The sequence below is a fragment of the Alcanivorax sp. HI0083 genome (genome assembly GCF_001635175.1).
Map to the genome: position 1 here is coordinate 1 of NZ_LWFX01001133.1, position 2011 is coordinate 2011.

General features: G+C 60.4%; 4 protein-coding genes. 2 read left to right on the plus strand and 2 right to left on the minus strand.

Annotated features, from left to right (window positions below; translation table 11 throughout):
• A partial coding sequence (locus A3754_RS15895) for a nitronate monooxygenase family protein (protein ID WP_063520491.1) occupies nt 1–652 on the plus strand: 652 nt, incomplete at its 5' end.
• A 27-nt stretch (nt 653–679) separates the two neighbouring features.
• Nucleotides 680–1063, plus strand: a complete 384-nt coding sequence (locus A3754_RS15900; protein ID WP_063520492.1) for a nuclear transport factor 2 family protein — start codon at nt 680–682, stop codon at nt 1061–1063.
• Between the two features lie 16 nt (nt 1064–1079).
• Here A3754_RS15900 and A3754_RS15905 read toward each other — a convergent pair whose 3' ends face one another.
• Both A3754_RS15905 and A3754_RS15910 read right to left on the minus strand, forming a co-directional pair.
• On the minus strand, nt 1080–1391 hold the full coding sequence (locus A3754_RS15905) for a potassium channel family protein (protein WP_231880652.1): 312 nt from the start codon (nt 1389–1391) through the stop codon (nt 1080–1082).
• 23 nt (nt 1392–1414) lie between these two features.
• A partial coding sequence (locus A3754_RS15910; protein ID WP_156497024.1) for a class I SAM-dependent rRNA methyltransferase occupies nt 1415–2011 on the minus strand: 597 nt, incomplete at its 5' end.

The window sequence follows — 2011 nt, forward strand, 5'->3', positions numbered from 1 at the left end:
GGTGATCACTTCCCTGGGCGCCCGCGAAGACGTGAACCAGGCAGTACACGGCTGGGGCGGCATGGTGATGCATGACGTGATCAACAATCACTTTGCCCACAAGGCGATCGAAAAAGGCGCCGATGGCCTGATCGCTGTCGCCGCCGGTGCCGGTGGCCACGCCGGGCAGCTGTCCCCGTTCGCGCTGATGCAGGAAATTCGCAGCTGGTTCGACGGCCCGCTGGCCCTGTCCGGTTCCATCGCCAGCGGCCCGTCCGTTCTGGCCGCCGAAGCCATGGGTGCAGACCTGGCCTACATCGGCTCGCTGTTCATCGCCACTCAGGAAGCCAACGCTGACGCGGCCTACAAACAGATGATCGTGGACAGCAACGCCTCCGATATCGTCTACAGCAACCTGTTCACTGGCGTACACGGCAACTATCTGGCGCCCTCCATCGTCAACGCCGGCATGGACCCGGCCAACCTGCCGGAAAGCGACCCTTCGGCCATGAACTTCGGTTCCGGCGGCAATTCCGACAAGAAAGCCTGGAAAGATATCTGGGGCTGCGGCCAGGGCATCGGCGCGGTGGATGCGGTGCAAAGCGCCAGCGACGCCATTGGCAAGCTTAGCGAGGAATATCAGCAAGCCCGCCGCGCACTGAACGCGGCCTGAGCCAATAGAAGCGAAGGGAGAGACACCATGGCGAACATTGATTCATGGCATGCGGTTGTCGAAAGCCAGGACAGTCAGGCGCTCAGCGACCTGATTGCCGACGACGCCGTGTTCCACTCACCGCTGGTGCACACGCCACAGGTTGGCAAGGCACTGACCACCGCGTACCTGACTGCCGCGCTACACGTGCTGGCTAATGACAGCTTTCGTTATGTGCGGGAAGTCAACGAAGGGGAACACTCCATTCTGGAATTCGCCCTGGAGTTGGACGGCATCGCTGTGAACGGAGTGGACATGATCCAATGGAATGCGGAAGGCAAGATCATCGATTTCAAAGTGATGATTCGCCCCTACAAGGCCATTGAAGTGGTACGTACGCGTATGGCCGCCATGCTGGAGAAACTGGGTTAGGAAACCGCCTCGGCCTTCAGGCACCGACCATATAGGTCCTGAAGGCTTCGGTGGCTGCGGCCACTGTCACCGCCACAAAGACCCCGCTGAACATGATGCCCACAATGGCCACCAGGATCGCCATGAACTTGGTGCTCTTGTGTGATGGACGCAGATCCCCGTACCCCACCGTCAACGCGGTAATCATGGACCAGTAGAACGCATCGAACCGGCTCCAGCCTTCGCGCTGCCCCACCCATTGCCCCAGCCCGACGATCACCACCAGGAAACCGGCGAGAAACGGAGCGCCCAGCACCATGGCTTTCATGAACAGGGCCAGAAAGGCCAAGGCAAGCTCCATCGTCACATACCCTACAGGCTGAACAGCACCCGGCAGAACCAGGTCTTCAGGTAAGCGGTTTCGGCAATGGCCGGGTGCACCGGGTGATCCGGCCCCTGCCCTTCGTAACCCACCACCTGAATGCTGCGGTCGATGTGCCGGGCGCTACTGTGCACCACATCCAGCAGACGCTCTGCCGGCATGTGCATGGAGCAGGACGCCGATACCAGATAGCCACCGGGTTTCACCAGCCGCATGGCCAGCTCGTTGATGGCGTGATAACCGGCCAGGCCGTTCTTGAAATCTTTTTTGCGCTTGATGAACGCCGGCGGGTCCAGCACCACCAGATCATACTTTTCGCCGTCGGCAATCAATTGCTTCATGGCCGCAAACGCATCGCCCTGAATGCTGCCCACCGTGTCAGCGACACCATTCAGTTCGGCGTTGCGATGCACATAATCCGTGGCGATTTCAGAGCCATCCACACAGGTTACTGACTCCGCACCCGCCAGTGCCGCCTGCACACCCCAACCGCCACAGTAACTGAACACATCCAGTACGCGAGCGCCTTTGGCCAACGCCTGTATCTTCTGACGAGCGGCCCGGTGATCGTAGAACCACCCGGTCTT

Coding starts and splice junctions, on each gene's coding strand:
- A3754_RS15900 (WP_063520492.1), top strand. CDS start 680: ATGGCGAACATTGATTCATGGCATGCGGTTGTCGAAAGCCAGGACAGT.